Raw genomic sequence first — 17,773 nt, 5'->3', positions numbered from 1 at the left:
TAATCTTTTAAATTATCTATGATCTACCCATGGCACTTATATCTAATGGGCGCAATCTATATTTTTGCGGGCATTATGCATTTTATAAAACCGAAGGTCTACCTTAGAATTATGCCACGCTACCTACCTGCCCATAAAGCTCTGGTTCTATTAAGCGGTGTGGTCGAGATTTTATTAGGTATGGGTCTGTTTTTTAAAGCGACAAAAAACTTTAGTATTTATGGCATTATAGCAATGCTTGCCGTATTCTTATTAGTGCACTTTTATATGTTATCAAGTAACAAAGCAAGTGCAGGTTTTCCTAAGTGGTTACTTTTATTAAGATTGCCAATACAATTTGCTTTAATGTATTGGGCTTTTATGTACTTGAACTTATAGCAAAAAAAAAAGGGGACGCTCCCGTCCCCTTCTTAAATCAACTTAAATCAACTTAATTAACAACAAACTCTTCAGTATATGTTTTACCTGCTGACTTCACCGTTACAGTGTAAGTACCAGGGAAAGCATCTGTGAAATTGAATGCTTTCTCAACAATCAACTCATCTGCTACCTCTTGTGTAAATACCGTTCTACTTTCTGTATCGTAAATCTTGATAGACATGTCCGCTCTATCTAAGTTTAAATAGTTCATGAAGATCATGTTATCGGTCTTTCTAAAGAAAGGCTTGATTTCTTCATCAGATTCTACGATTTTCACATTATCGTTATCTAAAACGATTGTATATGAATATGCTGTCATATTATCATCGGCAGATAAGAAGTATACTCCATCTGTCAAATCTTTAAGATTTAATTTTTTGCTAAACTGACCTTCGGTCATTTTTTCTGAATAAATAACATTTAAATCAGAATCCATTAACTTAACCTGAACACCCTTAGTAGATGCATTCATAGTTAAAACCACACTTTTGGCTTTACCTGCAGATAATAGGTTTAATTTCGGCTCTCTTGCCATGCCTGCTACTGTAGCGAACATAAAGGCAACAACTGTTGTGAATTTTACTAGGTTTTTCATAATATAAATTATTTAAGGGTTAATGATAATTTACACTACAAACATACAGCCGTTAAAAAGCTCTTACTACATCATATTTTCCCAATTTATGTGCTATTTTAACCACCTTAAATATCCATTATTACCCTATGGTTAAGATTCCACATATTTTGGTTAATTTTGTAAAGAACATAGAAATTAGAAGGTTTAATTTTATAGTATAATCCCCTAACGTCATGGTAAAACAGAAACCTACATTTGAAGCGATCAAACCAGATTTTGGTCATTCTTTCACCTATCAGAAGTTTGATGAGCATAGATTGAACAAAAACAATCTATGGCATTACCACCCAGAACTTGAATTGGTATATGTTAACGGTGGATCTGGTAAAAGACAAATTGGTAGCCATGTATCTTATTACACAAACGGTGACCTTATATTAATAGGTAGCAATTTACCCCATTGTGGCTTTACGGACGCCCTTACCGGCAATACCAGTGAAACGGTGGTACAGATGAAGTCAGATTTTTTGGGACCCGATTTCTTTAGCCTTCCTGAAATGAAAAAAATTCAAAGCTTGTTCAACAGTGCTAGTGGCGGAATTGCTTTTTCAGGAAAAACAAAAAGAAAAATAGGTGATAAGATGGAAGTGTTGGAATATCAGACAGATTTTCAAAGATTACTATCTATCCTAAATATATTAAATGAACTGGGCAATTCTGATGACATGCGATTATTGAATGCCGAAGGTTTTTCATTTACCACGGACGTAAAGGATAACGACCGTATCAACATCGTATTCAATCACGTAAAGAACAATTTCAAAGAAGAATTGACGCTAGAAGAGATATCCTCAATGGTAAGTATGACGATACCATCTTTCTGTAGGTACTTTAAAAAAATTACCAACAAGACATTTGTTCAGTTCGTTAATGAATATAGATTGGTGCATGCCTCTAAATTACTTGCAGAAAAGCCAATGAGCATTACAGAAGTATGCTTTGAATGCGGATTCAACAACTTTTCTCACTTCAACAAATCTTTTAAAGCATTTACAGGTCAAAATCCGTCAGAGTACAGAAATGAATTAAAGAACGTTTTAGTGTAATACTTATACCTTATATATAGAACTATATTTTTTTAAGAACCGGATGGTGAAAAATCACCATCCGGTTTCTTTTTTCTTTCATTTCTTATTGAGCTACAAAAAAATGGATACGCAGTCTTTACATTTTATTATCATGTAGTACCTTTATATCGCTATGATAAAAGAATTTACAGAAAGAGAATTAGACCGTATTATTGAAATGGCATGGGAAGACCGTACGCCATTTGAAGCCATTACTTTTCAATTTGGTATTAGCGAACAAGAGACTATTGAAGTCATGCGTCGCGAAATGAAACCAAGTAGTTTTAGAATGTGGCGTAAACGTGTACAAGGCCGCGCTACAAAACATGCCAAGTTGCGATCAGATGAAACTGACAGGTTTAGATGTTCTAGACAAAGACACATCTCCGGTAATAAAATATCTAAACGTTAACAGTTGCGCTTATTATTTAAAGGTCTCGTTTAAAACGGCAGCTAACCTAACACCGCCTTTTTGCAATTGATCTTCAACAGTATGCCACCAGTCATAACTATAACGATAGCTTAACTTTTCACCTGACTCAACAGAGGCATATACTTTTTCTGCCAATAAGTGAGATTCTTCTACCCAATCAAGTAGGCTTCCACTTTGTAGAAATTTAATCTGTTGTTTTGACATTTCAGGGTATTCCGTGGATAGTTCCGTAAAGCTCATTCCATTTTCATCGATCAAATTGGAATCCCATACTCTATGCAAATTGGTACCGTTACCAAACCATTGCAATTGAATATCGTTACCGCCTTTATCCTCTGCCCTGCCAACATGCATTGGTTGGTGCAGATCACCTATTAAATGTACCAAAAATTTTAAATAGAAGGCTTTATCTTCTTTACTACTGTTCTTATCCTTTATAACTTCAATACAAGTATTTACCCCTTGTACCAAATCACCATACTCGCTCTTTTCTATTTCTGCATAAGTCTTACCAAAAGGTATATTTACATAGTGCCAAGCGCTGAACTTACGGTATGCGCGATCAGATTTTATCTCATCACCAAAATTAGCTACTGCTGCCAAACTCTCCCCATCAAGCAAATTTTCAATTGCGCGCTTTGCCTTTTTACTCAAATGTTGTTCTGCAACTTCACCCACAACCCTATGCCCTGTCTTGGACCAGAACATATCATTTGCAAAAGTGAAATTAGACACCAAAAACAGTAAAATAATATACTTTATCATCATTAAAATTTTCTCAAAAATAGTACAACAAACTTTAAGGCATTGTTAAAACTTGGTAAGATTAAATTTATATCTGAACTTGCGGTTATGAAGAAGAAGACGAGAAAATCATCTAAAAGACAAATTAGTATCCGTAAAGTAATTGGCCTTGGTGTTTTGGGTCTATTTGCTTTGCTAATTTTGTTCATTGCCAGTATTAATATGGGCTTATGGGGGCAAATACCTTCTAAAAAAGAACTTTCAAATTTTCAATATCAAAGGGCTTCTGAGGTTTTTACCGCAGATAGCGTATTGATCGGCAAGTACTACCTTTATGACAGACAACCTGTTTCTTACCAAGATTTTCCAGAACATTTAATACAGGCATTGATCGCTATAGAAGATGAACGTTTTTACGAGCACTCTGGCGTAGACCTTAGAAGTTTGTTAAGGGTAGGTTTTAAAACGGTGCTTTTGGGCGATAATTCTTCTGGTGGCGGTAGTACCCTAACCCAACAATTGGCAAAAAACCTATATCCTAGAAAAGAAAGGAATAAAACCAATATTGTGGTCAACAAAATCAAAGAAATGATCATTGCCAAAAGACTGGAGAAAATTTTTACGAAAGAAGAAATTATAACCAATTACCTAAACACGGTTTCTTTTGGTGACAACACCTTTGGTATTGAAAGTGCCGCACTTAAATTTTTTAATACCAGAACAAAAGATATAAGCGCCACGCAAGCAGCTACTTTAGTAGGTATGCTAAAAGCTACTTATGGGTACAACCCAAGAATATTTCCTGAAAAAAGTCTTGGTAGACGTAATCTGGTACTACGCGCCATGTATAACAATGATTTTATTTCTGAAGAACAGGTATCTAAATTTTCACAAGAAAAACTTGATCTTGATTATAGGGATTTTGATTACAATGCCGGTATTGCCCCCTATTTTAGAGAAGAGGTCCGTAAAGAAATGCTGAACTGGATCAGTAAACAGAACAAAGCCGGTACCAATTATAACATCTACACCTCTGGACTTAAAATTTACACGACCCTAAACTATAAGATGCAAAAATTGGCAGAAGAGGCCATGGTAGAACATATGACCAAGTTGCAACATAGTTTTGAAAAAAGTTACGGTACCAATGCACCTTGGTTGAAGGATAAAAAATTGATGGAAAAAATAGCCAGACGTACTTCTGCTTACAATAGATTACAAAAATCTGGACTGACTCATGAGCAGATAATTGATAGTCTATCTAAAGACAAACAAAAGAGAATTTTTAAATCTTGGCAAAGTGACGAAGAACAAATGGCAAGTACTATGGATAGTATTCAACACTATACCAAATTCTTAAATACAGGTTCACTAGCGGTAGACCCCACAAACGGTGACATCTTGGTATGGGTTGGTGGCATTAATTTTGAACAGTACAAGTATGACCATATTTCTCAAAGTAAACGCCAGGTGGGCTCTACGTTTAAACCTATTGTATATACCACAGCAATAGATCAAGGTGTTTCTCCTTGCACCTATTTCTCTGCAGAAGAAATTGAATATGATAATCTAAAAGGTTGGTCTCCTTCTAATTCTGGCAATAAAGATGAAGCATACCTCAACTACTCAATGGAAGAAGGGCTTAGCAACTCTATCAATACAATCGCTGTAAAAGTTTTAGAAAAAGCCGGTATTGAAAACGTAGTTGAGATGGCAAAAAAAATGGGCATTGAAGATAAGCTACCTAAAGAAGCATCTATTGCGTTAGGTACCGGTGAAATAAAAATTATAGATTTAGCACAAGCATATACAAGTTACGTCAATAATGGTAAGCATCTAAAACCTAAAATCATTAAAAGCATATCTAACTATAAAGACTCCGTTTTGGTTGAATTTAAGTCAGAATTGAACGAAAAAGCTGCTTTTTCTAAAAAAACCAGTGAAATTATGATTGAAATGATGAAATCTACAATTAATTCCGGTACGGCATCTAGATTAAGAAATACTTACGGACTTAAAAATGACATTGCCGGTAAAACCGGTACTACACAAAATAACAAAGATGCATGGTTTGTTGCCCTTACCCCAAAACTTGTACATATTAGTTGGGTAGGTCTTGATCAACATGAAATAGGTTTTAGCAATACAAGTATTGGGCAAGGTGCAAATGCCGCACTTCCTTTATTTGGGCTATGGATGAAAGAATTGAACAAAGACAGGGATTTTGACACCTATACCAAAGTCAATTTTAAAAAACCTTCTTTAGACGTACAAAAAGCATTGAATTGTGCCCCAGTTAAACGTGACGGATTTTTTAAACGCCTTTTTAAAAATCCGAATAAAAAGAAGAGTAAAGATTTTAAGGGTTAGTTATAGCCAAATTCCACACTGTATTCATATCAATTTAGCACCTAAAATTTAGTTTAGCATTTATTTAACAGAACAAAAACTTAAATTTGGTCAACTACCAAACTTTTACCGAAATGACCAAATACTTAGGTACACTTGTACTTATATTTTTTTTCTATTCTTTAAATGCTCAAATAGATGAAAAATCATTTAACGTTAAGAAGATAGCTGCAAAAATAACCCCAGATGGTGTTCTTGACGAACCAATTTGGACAGAGGCAGACCAAGCCGATCAATTTTGGCAATTCTTTCCCCTAGACACTGTACAGTCAAAAAAACAGACAGAAATTAAAATGCTGTACGATGAAATGAACCTATATGTAGGCATTACCGTTCATACCGCTGGTACAGATTATTCCATTCAATCACTTAAACGAGATTTTAGAGCGGGCAACAGTGATAACATCACCTTACTTTTTGATACGTTCAATGATGGCAACAATGCTTTCTTATTTGGAATAAACCCTTACGGAGTACGTCGTGAAGGATTGGTTTCCGGAGGTGGTTTAAACTTAAATGGTTTTACTATTTCATGGGATGTAAAATGGCGCGGAGATTCCAAGATATATGATGATTATTATACCGCAGAAATGGTAATTCCCTTAACGGCCTTTAAATTTAAGGAAGGAGAAACAAAATGGCGATTCAATAGTTACAGATTTGATACACAGTCTAACGAGAATAGTACGTGGATGAACATCCCCCAAAACCAGAACATATACGGACTCACGTTTATGGGCGATATGGTTTTTGAAAAACCGTTAGGGAAATACCGCACTCCTCTTGCAGTCATACCTTATGTAAATTTCGGTTCTCAAAAAGACTTTGAGCTAAACGAGCCAGAAACTAAAATAAACTTTGGTGGAGATGCCAAGATCGCCATTGGCAATAGTATGAATTTAGATGTTACGGTAAACCCCGATTTTTCTCAAGTGGAAGCTGATGACCAGGTTACCAACTTAACACGTTTTGAAGTTTCGCTACCTGAAAAAAGGCAATTTTTTATTGACAACAGTGATTTGTTCGGAAGCTTCGGTGGTGGTAGAGATGCAAATCCGTTCTTCTCTAGACGAATTGGAATAGCCAAAGATACAGCGGACAATACCATAGAAAATAAAATTGTTGGGGGCGTTAGATTAAGCGGTAAAATAAACAAAGGGCTACGATTAGGTTTTTTAAACCTACAGACCGCAGAAGATCTAGAAAAAAACATTGCGTCCAACAACAATACCATGCTGGCCCTTCAACAAAATGTTTTTGGCAGATCTAATATTGGTATGTTCTTCATCAATAGACAAACGTTCAAAGACTACGATTTTCAAGATGATGAAGATCGTTATAATAGGGTTGCCGGTATTGATTACAATTTAATATCCGATAATAATATTTGGAACGGTAAATTCTATTTGCACAAATCTTTTGCCCATGATGCGGGCAAGGCTAATCTTTCATCAGGGGCATTTTTGCAATATAACTCTAGAAACTGGAACTTTTTTGAAGACATAGTCTACATTGGTGAAGACTTCAGGTCTGATCTTGGTTTTATACGTAGAACTGATATTTTTAAAACGGCCACTATGATAGAGCGTGTGTTCTGGCCTGAAGATAGTGCTTTGCAGAGCCATAGTTTTCAGTTTTTTCCAATCTTGACCTGGAGTCCCGATAATGATTTTCTACACACAGATTATGACTTAATTGGCTCATGGGAATCTAAGTTCAACGATCAGTCAGAAATCAACTTTTCCTATACACATTCGTATACCTATCTTTTTGATGAATTTGACCCAACAGGTTTAGATGACGCCGTACCGTTACCCGGCATGCTTGGATATTATTACAACTTTGTTTCCTTGGAATATCAATCAGATAGAAGAAAACGATTTGCTTATAGCATAGAGCCTACGGTAGGTAGCTTTTTCAATGGTGATAGATTGTCCGTAAGAGGTGAATTATCATTAAGATTTCAACCTAAGGTATTTTTGTCCTTAGCTATGAACTATGATAAAATATCCCTACCAGCTCCATACTCAAGTACAGATATTTGGCTAATAAGCCCTAAAATAGACGTTACCTTTAGTAAATCTATATTTTGGTCAACACTTGTACAATATAGTAATCAACGAGATAATTTAGGTTTTAACTCTAGGTTACAATGGCGTTTTGCCCCGTTATCAGATTTATTCATAGTTTATAACGACAATTATTTTGTAAACTCTTTTGAACCTAAATACCGATCTATAAACTTAAAGCTCACCTACTGGTTAAATATCTAAAATGAAGTATAAAATTCTATGTTCAGATTTAGATGGCACGTTGCTTTCTTCAAAAAGTGATGTTTCTAAATTTGCTATTGAACAAATCAATAAAATAAAAGATGATACTAAAATCATTTTAGTTTCTGCAAGAATGCCAAGTGGCATGCGCTATATACAAGAGGACTTAGGCATTGCCGATCAACCTATAATTTGCTACAATGGCGCTTTGGTCTTGTTAAACAATACAGTTTTAACCTCTGTGTTCATTCCTGTTACCACACTAAAGGATATTTATGAACTATGTAAAGAACATCAAGCTGATTTAGGTTTATACTACAATAATGAGTGGTATGTACCAAAAACTTCTATACGTGTAGAGAAAGAAATAAAATACACAAAATCTAACCCTATCTTTCAAGATACCCATAGCACCTTAACTGATTGGGACCAACGAAATGTTGGCGCTCACAAGATTATGCTTATGTGCACCAAGAACAGTGCCGATGATTTAATGCCAGTTCTAAAGGAAAAGCTGGGAGAACATCTTAATCTGTATAGATCTAACGATACGCTAATTGAGATTGCCCCTAAGACGGTATCAAAACTATCTGCGATCAACCTACTTTTAGAAGCCAATGAATCCCTCACGGATATTATTGCCTTTGGCGATAACTATAATGATATTGAAATGCTTGAAAATGTAGGATGCGGTGTTGCCGTTGCCAATGCCAGAGCAGAAGTTAAAGCAATTTCAGATTACATAACATTAGAGAATACGGCAGATGGCGTAGCGAACTATATTGCCAAAAACTTGGTTAATTAACTATATTTGAACATACCAACTCACCAATACTTTTATGTCTTACCTATATGCACAACCCATAATTACTAATGATACGGTAGTTTTTGGACTCTTGGCACTATGCCTAGGGTTCATCTTTTATACTTCTAGCCTAAAAACCGGATTTTGGAGTAAATTCTACTCCATTGTTCCAGCGGTTCTTATGTGCTATTTACTACCGGCTATTTTGACCAGTACCGGAATTGTTTCTGATGAGATTTCCAATTTATACTTTATGGCAAGTAGGTACTTACTACCTGCGGCACTCGTTCTCATGACATTGAGTATTGATATTAAAGCCATATCAAATTTGGGCTCTAAAGCTCTCATCATGTTTTTAACAGGGAGTGCCGGTATAATTATAGGAGGACCAATTGCTATACTGATTGTTTCAATATTCTCTCCGGATACCGTGGGCGGAAATGATTTTAATGCTATTTGGAGGGGGCTGTCCACTATTGCAGGTAGTTGGATCGGTGGCGGTGCCAACCAGGCGGCAATGTTAGAGATTTTTCAATACAATCCTGAAAAATATGGTGGTATGGTATTGATAGATATTGTAGTTGCAAATGTGTGGATGGCCATTGTACTTTTAGGAGTTGGTAGAACAAAAAAAATTGACGCATGGTTAAAAGCAGATACTTCTGCCATTGAAACTTTAAAAGTAAAAGTGACCGAATTTACCGAGAGAATCACTCGTGTACCTACTCTGAACGATTATATGATTATGCTAGCCTTAGCTTTTACCGCTGTTGGGATAGCTCATTTTTTCGGCGACCATATAAGTACTTATTTAGAAGGTAATTTTGACGCTGTAAGCGATAAAAAGAGTTTTCTATCTTTCTTAGGCTCTGCATTCTTTTGGATGGTAGTTATCGCTACAGGTTTGGGCATAGCGTTATCCTTCACTAAAGCTAAAAATTATGAAGGTGCAGGTGCCAGTAAAATTGGCGGCATGTTTATTTATATTCTGGTTGCTACCATTGGTATGAAAATGGACCTGAACAAAGTACTTGAAAACCCTGGATTAATTGCTGTTGGCTTTATCTGGATTGCCATTCACGCTGGATTGATGATATTGGTAGCCAAACTTATAAGAGCACCTTATTTCTTTTTAGCGGTAGGTAGTCAGGCAAATGTTGGTGGTGCCGCCTCTGCCCCAGTAGTAGCTGCGGAATTTCATCCGTCATTAACTTCGGTCGGTGTGCTATTAGCTGTTCTTGGTTATGTTGTAGGTACCGGTGGCGCTTTACTTTGCGCCTATTTGATGGAAGTTGCATCGAGTTTGTAACCACACATATTTACTAACAAAATAAAGAGTTGGCGTTCTTTATTATCAAATTTTATAGATATTTGCGCCCTAAATTATAATAATGAAGAAAATATTATTTGTTGTTGCCGCACTTTTGGCATTAAGCTCATGTGGCGACAATGCAGAAGAAACTATGATTGTAAGCGGTAAAATAAAAGGATTGAAAAAAGGTACCCTTTATTTGCAACATGTACCGGACTCAGTTCTAATTACTGTTGATTCCCTTGCTATTAACGGAGATGGAAATTTTTCTTTTGAGACCAAATTAACAAGTCCTGAGATATTTTATCTATACCTTGACAAAAAGGATAATAACGATATTAACGATCGCATTACATTCTTTGCCGAACCTGGAACTATTACTATCAATACTGATTGGAATACTTTTGATACTACTGCAAAGATTACTGGTTCTACAACTCATGAAAAACTTGAGGAATACAAAAAACACATGAGCAACATCAATAAAAAAAATGTTGAAATTATGATGAATGCAGCACAACCTAATGGTGAGTTAAGCCAGATAAGTATTGATTCATTAACGAATATCAGTAATAGAAATACACAAAGAGGTTATGCATTTGCAATCAACTTTGCGCTTAACAACAAATCCTCATTTATAGCGCCGTACATTGCATTAAAAGAAATACCAGATGCCAACGTCAAATACTTAGATTCAATTTACAGTGTACTATCACCAGAGGTAGCTGAATCTAAATATGGTAAGGAATTAGCTGAACTTTTGAAAAAGAATTAGAACCATACTAATTGTTCAAAATAAAAAAGCATCCTAATAAATTAAGATGCTTTTTTATTTTAAGATAGTCTTCAATTAAGCTAACTTATTCAAGTCTTCTACCAATTTAGTTGCTTTAGTTTCCAACTCTTTTCTAACTTCTTTGAAATGTGCTTTCTTGTTCTCAACATCATTCTTGTTGATTTTAGCGACCAACTCGTCAAAAGTTACAATTGCTTCATCTATAATGGCAGACCCCTCTTTTGAGTGTGTAGTACCGTTAGTAGCCTCAACTATATAAACTCCTTCTATAATGTCTCCAAGAACATTATTAATATCTTTTTTTAAATTTTTAATACTTGCCATCTCTAATTATTTTTTGCAAAAATACGATTTTTGAACTGCCGTATCGTTAATTAGAACTTAAATAGTAACTTCTAATAATTTAGCACCGGTTGACTGTAAGGAAATTTTTTGGGTTGAAGCTGGTAATAAAGCTGTTTCTCCACTTTTAATAGACACTTCACCCTCTGCAGTACTAATTTTGGTTTCTCCACCAACGCACATAAAAATTGTAAATGAATCGCGTTGTGCCGTATCTAAATCCAAATTATCGGTAAGCTCAATGAAGTTTGTTTTAAAATATGGACAATCTACCATAGTATTTACCTCATTCTTATTATGACCGTATTCAACTTTAAAATCATCTTTCTTTTCATAATCTACAGCATCTAACGCCAACTCTGTATGCAGTTCACGAAGATTACCTTCTTTATCTTTTCTGTTGAAGTCAAAAACACGATACGTAACATCAGATGTCTGTTGTATTTCCGCCAACATCACCCCTGCTCCTATTGCATGAATTTTACCCGTATTTATAAAGAACGTATCCCCTTCTTTAACTTGCTCATAATTAAGAAGATCAAGCAAGGTATCATTAGCAACACTTTCAGCATATTCTTCTTTGGTGACATCTTTATTAAAACCTACGATCAACTCTGCATTAGGATCGGCATCCATAATGTACCACATTTCTGTCTTTCCAAATGAATTATGACGTTCTTTGGCCAGAGCATCATTTGGGTGTAGTTGTATGGATAAGTCTTGCTTTGCATCAATAAACTTTATTAAGATCGGAAATTCTTTTCCAAAACGCTCTACAACGCTCTTACCTAATAATTCTTCTGCATTAGAATCTATTAGTTCTTGAAGAGATTTGCCCTCTAAACTACCGTTTGCAACTACAGAAATATCACCTTTTACGGTAGACAACTCCCAACTTTCGCCGGTAATATCACTTTCAATTGGTTTTCCAAAAACCTCTTTTAGCTTGGTACCGCCCCAAAGTCTTTCTTTTAAAATGGGCCTAAATTTTAAAGGATGTATCATTCTATATTTTTAAGTTGATCTATTTAATAACTATTATAACGTTGAATTAAAAAAAATCTTACAATTAACTTTAAAAACTATCCTGAGAACGTAACGTAATTTCTTGGCGTTTCAAAAAGAACCACTTCAAGTTCATGGGTATCTTGAACATTTGGCCTTAACCTTTTCCATATAACCACAGCTATATTCTCTGCCGTAGGGTTTAAGGTTTTAAACTCTTCTACTTCAATGTTTAAGTTTTTATGGTCCAAATAGTCTTCAATCTCTTCTTTGATCAAATCTTTTAACACCTTCATATCCATTACAAAACCTGTTTCTGGATCTATTTCTCCCGTAACACTTACAATCATTTCGTAATTGTGGCCATGAAAATTAGGGTTATTACATTTACCAAAAACTTCTGTATTCTTAGTGTCTTCCCAGTCTTTTCTATATAAACGATGGGCTGCATTAAAATGTGCCTTTCTACTTACTTTAACTTTCATCTCTATGCCGGTGTGTTAAATAAATGTTCGTAAAATTTGTCAAAGATTATCTTAAACCAAGCTGTATAAGCATTAGGATTATTGGAGATATCTTCTTTAATAGATTCAGGAGACATCCATTTCCATGCCTCTACCTCTTCAATATTAATATTTGGCTCAGCGTTGTAAGTACCTATCATGACATGATCAAGTTCGTGCTCCGTTAAACCGTTATCAAAAGGAGCCTTGTAAATGAAAGAAAACAGTTCTTTTAATTCGGCCTGAAAACCCATTTCTTCTTGTAGTCTACGCTTGCCAGCTTCAATATTGGTCTCTCCTACTCGCTGGTGACTACAACATGTATTTGTCCATAATAATGGAGAATGATATTTAGATGCCGCACGTTGTTGCAGCATAATATCGCCAATGTCGTTCGTTATAAAAACGGAAAAAGCCCTATGTAAAACTGCCTTTTCATGGGCTTCCATTTTAGCCATAGTGCCTATTTGCTCATTATTTTCATTTACGAGAATTACCTGTTCTTCCTTCATAAGGTAAAAATAAGGCGTTTTAGGTATTTAACGTAAAGAAGAATATAAAAAGATAAATCTAGAAGAAACGCGGCGATTTTAAGTTGTTCTTGGTCATAATAAAATCGTATCTAAAAATAACTTCGAACGATCCATTATTAAAAGCCGTATTACCAAGATCTGTAGTTTCTTTGTCATACGCTATACCAATTAAAAACTTATTAGATACGTTAAAACCTGCCATACCACTAAATGCGGCGTCCCACCTGTAGGCCGCTCCCAAAATGAATTTTTCATTTAGCATAAAATTTGCAGATAGATCTACCTGTAAAGGTGCCCCTTGAACAGCCTTGGTAAGTAATGCCGGCTTAAATTTTAAGGACTCGTTTAAATCCCAAACGTAACCAGTTATTAAATAAAGGTTCATTTGTTCTTTGGCCGTAGATAGGTTAGTTTCCTGAAAATGTGTTGTTTCCAAAAATCTAGGTACAGACAACCCAACATAGAATTTATTGGTATGATAATACACCCCGGCGCCAATATTTGGCGAAAGCCTATTATCTATATCTTGTTGTAAAGTAGGGTCAGTGGTATATTGATTTAGCTCTGAAAACCTGATATCCAATAAATTGGCACTGGCCTTTAAACCAAAACTTAACCTACCTTCAGTAGATGTCCAAATCGTATACGAGAAATCAATATCAAAATTGGTTTCTGATGTAGGACCTATTTCATCATTTACTATTGAAAGTCCTAAACCTACACCCCTATAACCAATTGGGGAATGTACATTAAATGTCTGTGTAGTAGGCGCCCCATCTAAACCTACCCATTGAGACCTATGCAAAGCACCTAAACTGATATGTCCTCTAGATCCGGCATATGCAGGATTGACACTTATGGTGTTATACATATACTGGGTATACTGTGCATCTTGCTGACCATAGGCAAACAACCCAAAACATAATGCCATAACGACAACAACTTGTTTTGGAATATACTTTTTAAGTATGTTTATATATGTATTCAACATTCTATTTTATCTATTTATATAAATGTAACCCGAGAGTGTTTCCGCATCTCCGTTTGGCATTTCATATTCCAAAATATAGAAGTATGTACCTACCGGTAATTTACTATCAACATCAACGGTTACCCTACCCTCAGATGTACCATCAAAGACATTACCTTCTGTGTTGTATGCCTTGGTCATATAGACCGCTACACCCCATCTGTTATAGATTTTTAGTGTATTGTTAGGGTAATTTTCCAATCCATTTATCCTTAATACATCATGAATACCATCACCATTGGGTGTAATAACGTTGAAAACTTCAATTTCTTCTTCTAGCTGACCTAAATCTGAATCCAAGTAATTTGGTATACCATCAGAATCAGAATCATCATCAACATAATTTCCGTTAAGATTGATATCCTCATCACGGGTTTCTATACCATCATCGTCATCATCGGTATCCCTGTAATCAGATTCTTCATCACCATCGGTATTTGGAAGTTGAGCGTAAGGATCATCAATTTCATCATTTACATCCGTATCAACCGAAATTGCACCTTCATAACCATCATCCAATCCGTCATTATCCTTATCCGAACCAATCATAACAACATCTGCAATACCATCATGATCATGATCATGAGCTTCAATAGCATCCAGTACGTTATCATTATCACTATCCTCATCTAAATAATCAGGTAGGTTATCTCCGTCCGTATCTACAGGGAACAATCCAGTTAAACCATTAGCTTCATACGCATCATCTAACCCGTTGGTATTCGCATCGATCCCTGAAGGCGGAATATAATCTGCCGTAGCCTGAGCCTCAACATTATCAGGTATACCATCGCCATCTGCATCAATATCCAAATAATCCGGGAAGCCGTCCCCATCAGAATCTGTTGGGTCGGTAGACGGATCATTATCACCATCTAAATTTAAATCTTCAAAGCTATCAACTATACCATCATCATCACTATCCATATCAACACCTAACGGATTAATAAGAATTGTTATGGTCGATGTACTACAGTTACCCACTGTATCACACACGGTATAATCAAAAGTATCTGTACCTAAATAATTATTATTCGGGAAGTATGTCGGAACATCATCGGATGGGTCATTCGGTGTACCATTGTCATCAACAGTTACAGAACCATTGGTTGGTTGCGTTACGCTGAATGTACCATCTGTAGGTAAATCGTTATCATTTACTTGCCATGTATCTATAGCTGTAATTGCATTGATATCTATTGCTATAGAATCATCATTTGTATCCAAAACTGGTAGCACTTCAACAGTTACCGTTGCCGTACTACAATCTCCATATGCATTACAAATGGTATAGTCAAAAGTGTCCGTACCATTGAAATCTACATCTGGAGTGTAGGTGACAATATCATCCATAGGATTGTTCGGCGTACCACTATCATCAATAGTTACCGAACCATTTGCGGGATCTGTAGTTGTCAGAGCCCCTACATCCGGTAAATCGGCATCATTAGCATAAATATCTATAGTTACTGGTACTTCCTCATCCGTAGTTACCAAATCATCTTCTAAATCTGCAGCCTCGGGCAAACATACTACCGTAAAATTTGGTAGGCTGAACGTATTACCCGCCTTTGTTACCATTGCCGTATATCTTACAACGGCATCTGTAGCAATGACCATGGGACTTAGTTGATCTCCCGTTAATGGCGGACTCCAACTTACCGAAGCTGTGCTTGGTACGTTAGAAGTGATATCCATAGTTACTTCATTGTCAGGATTATTACAATCTGTTACAATAAAATACCCTGTTGCATTAGAGCCACATAAGGTACCGTCATAGGTTGCAAAGTAAATACCCGGTTGGGTTACTTCATAAAAAGAATCTGTACCAAGTACGGTTGCTGTATCTGAAGCTTCATACCAACGAAAATTGTTTTGATCACTATCTGTTGGAGCCTGCAATAAAAACTGCGCGTTTGAGACAAAAATCCCCAGCATTGTAAAAACAATGCTTAGGATTATAGTTCTATATGTATAATTTTTTTTCAAATCGATTTGGGATCTTTGTTTCAATTAGCTAATTATTGAGCTACAAAAACTACATTGATCAGTGTATTATAATCCGTTGGAGCCGCTATGACATCGTAAGTCATTATACCCGTAGCGTTCACACTAACATTTGCAAATACAGTTGTATCATAATATGTCACATAATAATACAATTCATTATTCGCATAAGTTGGTATTGCTGTTGGGGCACCTGCGCTAACCACTGCCGGTGTACCGTACTGAGCTAAATACTCCGCATGTAAATCAATTGTTCTTCCTGTACCCGTTGTTGCCACATCTACCTCAATAGAAGGTGGATAGAAAATATCCGGCCTTGTATTGGCAATTAAATATGGATCAGCCGACGTACCAGTTCCAGTAACACTGATATCTGTATCCGGTGCCGCTTCCACTATGGTTTCTGCACCGTTTGCCGTTGGCACGGAAAGGTTATAATTTATTCCATTTGGAGTAACGGTTACCGAACCATCAGTAGACGTAATAGTTTGAATTTCATTACTCGAATTGTTATCATTATCTGCAATCGAAACTGTACCACCACCATTAGATAATATTACATTGGTTCCAGATCTACTTATTGTCTGAAGTTCGTTTGATGCATTTGAATCGGCATCATTTACATTTAATGTAATTGCATTACCTCCTGTAATTGATATTTGACCAGCAGCACCTGTTGTTGCCAATGTTTGATCATCTGTTGCAGGATCACCTGCAGGTCCTGTTGCTCCTGGAGCACCATCAGCACCATCTGCTCCACGTAAATCACCTGTTACAAAACCAAGTCCGTCATCCGAGGTGAACGTTACCACGCCTGTACTTGCATTATAACTTCCTCCTGTAAAACCTTCTCCATCGGCACCTGCTGCTCCTGGCGCTCCTGGCGCTCCTGGCGCTCCTGTTGCACCGTCAGCACCATCTGCACCACGTAAATCACCTGTTACAAAACCAAGTCCGTCATCCGAGGTGAACGTCACCACGCCTGAACCGGCATCATAACTTCCTCCTGTAAAACCTTCTCCGTCGGCACCATCTGCTCCACGTAAATCACCTGTTACAAAGCCAAGTCCGTCATCCGAGGTGAACGTCACCACGCCTGAACCGGCATCATAACTTCCTCCTGTAAAACCTTCTCCATCGGCACCTGCTGCTCCTGAATCTGGATCTACCCATGTATATGTTCCTGAGCCATCTGTAGAAAGTACTTGTCCGATATTTCCTCCTGTTGGTAATTCTATTTCGTTTTGATCATCATTATCACCATCAACATAATTAACAGTATAGTTACCATTTCCATCATCTACAACAGAAATATCTCCTGTACCAACTACAGTTTCTCTATAATCCGATAAATCTATGTCGGTAGCACCGGCATTATTAGTAATCGTTAATATGTCGCCGGTTAAATTTAAATCCTGTATCTCATTATTGATATCAAAATCCGCATCGTTCACCAA

At 36.3% G+C, this 17,773-nt stretch carries 17 protein-coding genes; 8 read left to right on the top strand and 9 right to left on the bottom strand.

Annotated features, from left to right (window positions below):
- Positions 1-18: 18 nt before the first annotated feature.
- Positions 19-378 (top strand): DoxX family protein, encoded by a 360-nt coding sequence (locus PXC01_RS12385; protein WP_276472613.1) that lies wholly within the window; start codon positions 19-21, stop codon positions 376-378.
- Positions 379-430: 52 nt separating this feature from the next.
- On the opposite strand, the gene PXC01_RS12380 is transcribed toward PXC01_RS12385, so the two are convergent.
- Positions 431-1,015, bottom strand: a complete 585-nt coding sequence (locus PXC01_RS12380) for a hypothetical protein (RefSeq protein WP_276472612.1) — start codon at positions 1,013-1,015, stop codon at positions 431-433.
- Positions 1,016-1,230: 215 nt separating this feature from the next.
- Between PXC01_RS12380 and PXC01_RS12375 the strand changes: the two genes are divergently transcribed.
- Together PXC01_RS12375 and PXC01_RS12370 are read left to right on the top strand one after the other, a co-directional pair.
- On the top strand, positions 1,231-2,103 hold the full coding sequence (locus PXC01_RS12375; RefSeq protein WP_276472611.1) for an AraC family transcriptional regulator: 873 nt from the start codon (positions 1,231-1,233) through the stop codon (positions 2,101-2,103).
- A gap of 154 nt (positions 2,104-2,257) precedes the next feature.
- Complete coding sequence (locus PXC01_RS12370; RefSeq protein WP_276472610.1) at positions 2,258-2,536, top strand: TIGR03643 family protein; 279 nt, start codon at positions 2,258-2,260, stop codon at positions 2,534-2,536.
- A 12-nt stretch (positions 2,537-2,548) separates the two neighbouring features.
- Here the strand turns inward: PXC01_RS12370 and PXC01_RS12365 are convergent, their stop codons facing one another.
- Positions 2,549-3,325 carry a S1/P1 nuclease gene (locus PXC01_RS12365; protein ID WP_338089470.1) on the bottom strand — a complete coding sequence of 259 codons (777 nt, stop codon included), beginning with the start codon at positions 3,323-3,325 and terminating at the stop codon, positions 2,549-2,551.
- An 84-nt stretch (positions 3,326-3,409) separates the two neighbouring features.
- Here PXC01_RS12365 and PXC01_RS12360 point away from each other — a divergent pair, with 84 nt between their 5' ends.
- From PXC01_RS12360 to PXC01_RS12340, 5 genes are all read left to right on the top strand, one after another.
- Entirely contained in the window at positions 3,410-5,671 is a 2,262-nt protein-coding gene (locus PXC01_RS12360) for a transglycosylase domain-containing protein (protein WP_276472609.1), read from the top strand.
- Between the two features lie 113 nt (positions 5,672-5,784).
- Positions 5,785-7,983 (top strand): DUF5916 domain-containing protein, encoded by a 2,199-nt coding sequence (locus PXC01_RS12355; RefSeq protein ID WP_276472608.1) that lies wholly within the window; start codon positions 5,785-5,787, stop codon positions 7,981-7,983.
- A gap of 1 nt (position 7,984) precedes the next feature.
- Positions 7,985-8,788, top strand: a complete 804-nt coding sequence (locus PXC01_RS12350) for a Cof-type HAD-IIB family hydrolase (protein ID WP_276472607.1) — start codon at positions 7,985-7,987, stop codon at positions 8,786-8,788.
- A gap of 34 nt (positions 8,789-8,822) precedes the next feature.
- On the top strand, positions 8,823-10,097 hold the full coding sequence (locus PXC01_RS12345) for a DUF819 family protein (protein ID WP_276472606.1): 1,275 nt from the start codon (positions 8,823-8,825) through the stop codon (positions 10,095-10,097).
- Positions 10,098-10,179: 82 nt separating this feature from the next.
- Positions 10,180-10,875: a DUF4369 domain-containing protein gene (locus PXC01_RS12340; protein WP_276472605.1), complete on the top strand. Its 696-nt coding sequence runs from the start codon at positions 10,180-10,182 to the stop codon at positions 10,873-10,875.
- Between the two features lie 75 nt (positions 10,876-10,950).
- Here PXC01_RS12340 and PXC01_RS12335 read toward each other — a convergent pair whose 3' ends face one another.
- The 7 genes from PXC01_RS12335 to PXC01_RS12305 all read right to left on the bottom strand — a co-directional run.
- Positions 10,951-11,220, bottom strand: coding sequence for a hypothetical protein (locus tag PXC01_RS12335; protein ID WP_276472604.1), 270 nt, complete (start codon positions 11,218-11,220; stop codon positions 10,951-10,953).
- A gap of 57 nt (positions 11,221-11,277) precedes the next feature.
- Positions 11,278-12,240: a type I phosphomannose isomerase catalytic subunit gene (locus tag PXC01_RS12330; RefSeq protein ID WP_276472953.1), complete on the bottom strand. Its 963-nt coding sequence runs from the start codon at positions 12,238-12,240 to the stop codon at positions 11,278-11,280.
- A gap of 80 nt (positions 12,241-12,320) precedes the next feature.
- Complete coding sequence (locus PXC01_RS12325; RefSeq protein ID WP_276472603.1) at positions 12,321-12,728, bottom strand: 6-pyruvoyl trahydropterin synthase family protein; 408 nt, start codon at positions 12,726-12,728, stop codon at positions 12,321-12,323.
- A gap of 2 nt (positions 12,729-12,730) precedes the next feature.
- Complete coding sequence (gene idi / locus PXC01_RS12320; protein ID WP_276472602.1) at positions 12,731-13,258, bottom strand: isopentenyl-diphosphate Delta-isomerase; 528 nt, start codon at positions 13,256-13,258, stop codon at positions 12,731-12,733.
- A 58-nt stretch (positions 13,259-13,316) separates the two neighbouring features.
- Entirely contained in the window at positions 13,317-14,210 is an 894-nt protein-coding gene (locus PXC01_RS12315; RefSeq protein WP_276472952.1) for a PorP/SprF family type IX secretion system membrane protein, read from the bottom strand.
- Between the two features lie 66 nt (positions 14,211-14,276).
- On the bottom strand, positions 14,277-16,247 hold the full coding sequence (locus PXC01_RS12310) for a T9SS type B sorting domain-containing protein (protein WP_276472601.1): 1,971 nt from the start codon (positions 16,245-16,247) through the stop codon (positions 14,277-14,279).
- An 83-nt stretch (positions 16,248-16,330) separates the two neighbouring features.
- On the bottom strand, positions 16,331-17,773 hold a 1,443-nt coding region (locus tag PXC01_RS12305), incomplete at its 5' end, for a hypothetical protein (RefSeq protein ID WP_276472600.1).

The sequence above is a fragment of the Maribacter huludaoensis genome, assembly GCF_029350945.1.
In the GTDB taxonomy this organism is placed as follows: Bacteria; Bacteroidota; Bacteroidia; order Flavobacteriales; family Flavobacteriaceae; genus Maribacter; species Maribacter huludaoensis.
The sequence above is the reverse complement of the archived record's forward strand: the minus strand, read 5'-3'. Positions and strand labels throughout refer to the sequence as shown.

Bases quoted from the DNA above. Each gene is read 5' to 3' on its own strand.
- PXC01_RS12340 (WP_276472605.1), top strand. From the start codon at position 10,180: ATGAAGAAAATATTATTTGTTGTTGCCGCACTTTTGGCATTAAGCTCA.
- PXC01_RS12315 (WP_276472952.1), bottom strand. From the start codon at position 14,210: ATGGCATTATGTTTTGGGTTGTTTGCCTATGGTCAGCAAGATGCACAG.
- PXC01_RS12375 (WP_276472611.1), top strand. From the start codon at position 1,231: ATGGTAAAACAGAAACCTACATTTGAAGCGATCAAACCAGATTTTGGT.
- PXC01_RS12310 (WP_276472601.1), bottom strand. From the start codon at position 16,247: ATGCTGGGGATTTTTGTCTCAAACGCGCAGTTTTTATTGCAGGCTCCA.
- PXC01_RS12345 (WP_276472606.1), top strand. From the start codon at position 8,823: ATGTCTTACCTATATGCACAACCCATAATTACTAATGATACGGTAGTT.
- PXC01_RS12355 (WP_276472608.1), top strand. From the start codon at position 5,785: ATGACCAAATACTTAGGTACACTTGTACTTATATTTTTTTTCTATTCT.
- PXC01_RS12365 (WP_338089470.1), bottom strand. From the start codon at position 3,325: ATGATGATAAAGTATATTATTTTACTGTTTTTGGTGTCTAATTTCACT.
- PXC01_RS12335 (WP_276472604.1), bottom strand. From the start codon at position 11,220: ATGGCAAGTATTAAAAATTTAAAAAAAGATATTAATAATGTTCTTGGA.
- PXC01_RS12385 (WP_276472613.1), top strand. From the start codon at position 19: ATGATCTACCCATGGCACTTATATCTAATGGGCGCAATCTATATTTTT.
- PXC01_RS12360 (WP_276472609.1), top strand. From the start codon at position 3,410: ATGAAGAAGAAGACGAGAAAATCATCTAAAAGACAAATTAGTATCCGT.
- idi (WP_276472602.1), bottom strand. From the start codon at position 13,258: ATGAAGGAAGAACAGGTAATTCTCGTAAATGAAAATAATGAGCAAATA.
- PXC01_RS12325 (WP_276472603.1), bottom strand. From the start codon at position 12,728: ATGAAAGTTAAAGTAAGTAGAAAGGCACATTTTAATGCAGCCCATCGT.
- PXC01_RS12380 (WP_276472612.1), bottom strand. From the start codon at position 1,015: ATGAAAAACCTAGTAAAATTCACAACAGTTGTTGCCTTTATGTTCGCT.
- PXC01_RS12350 (WP_276472607.1), top strand. From the start codon at position 7,985: ATGAAGTATAAAATTCTATGTTCAGATTTAGATGGCACGTTGCTTTCT.
- PXC01_RS12370 (WP_276472610.1), top strand. From the start codon at position 2,258: ATGATAAAAGAATTTACAGAAAGAGAATTAGACCGTATTATTGAAATG.